The sequence below is a fragment of the Weissella minor genome (genome assembly GCF_001437425.1).
Taxonomy (GTDB): domain Bacteria; phylum Bacillota; class Bacilli; order Lactobacillales; family Lactobacillaceae; genus Weissella; species Weissella minor.
In genome coordinates this window covers 1-711 of the sequence record NZ_JQCD01000010.1, presented here as the reverse complement: position 1 = coordinate 711, position 711 = coordinate 1, and the positions used below count along the sequence as shown (strand labels likewise).

General features: G+C 40.8%; 1 pseudogene. It reads left to right on the top strand.

What is annotated here, in order from left to right:
* Positions 1 to 88: 88 nt before the first annotated feature.
* Positions 89 to 711 (top strand): annotated as a pseudogene (locus IV67_RS01030) (hypothetical protein); the annotation flags it as partial.

The following is a 711-nucleotide window of genomic DNA, read 5'->3' as shown; positions in this document are numbered from 1 at the left end:
AAATGCAGCTCGCAAGATGTGGTATCACACAGACACAAAAAAGGAAAGTAATTCAGCGTTTGCTGTTAATAGATTGAGTAGTTACGGAATGGATATGCAGTTGTATTCATCTCAAAGTCAATTCGGTAAAGATGTTTCTTTATATACAACCATTAGTCCTAACAACATTGTCATGGGAAGAACACAGGCTAATCCAAACATTGCACTGAATGCAAGGCAAGGTCTAGTGCAGGCTCGTCAACTTATGGTAACAAGTGAATATGCAGATCCAGAGCTTCAAACAAGCGGAACGCAAGCGACGCTATCTGTCATGAATCAGTTCGCAGAAGGAAGTGGGACGCAAATAGTTTCAACCCCTGCACGTTTAGCAATTTCATCATATAAAGACAATATGCCTACCTATTCGGGTGCGGCTAATATGCGAATTACCTCTAATGGTGCCATCTATCAAATAGGGTCAATGAAAAGTTTGAAGCAGGATATTACACACGATTTTTCTGTTGAAAAGTCGCACCAGCTAATTGACTTAAAACCGGCTCAATGGTTTGACAAAGCAGAAGTTGCTCGTTATGAGAATGGTGATGAAGATGATCGATTGCCTAGAAAATACATTGGTTTGATAGCTGAGGAAGTTGAACAAGCAGGACTGGAAGATTTGGTCGAACATAATGATGATGGCGAGGTTACTAGTATCGCTTATGACCGTGTTGC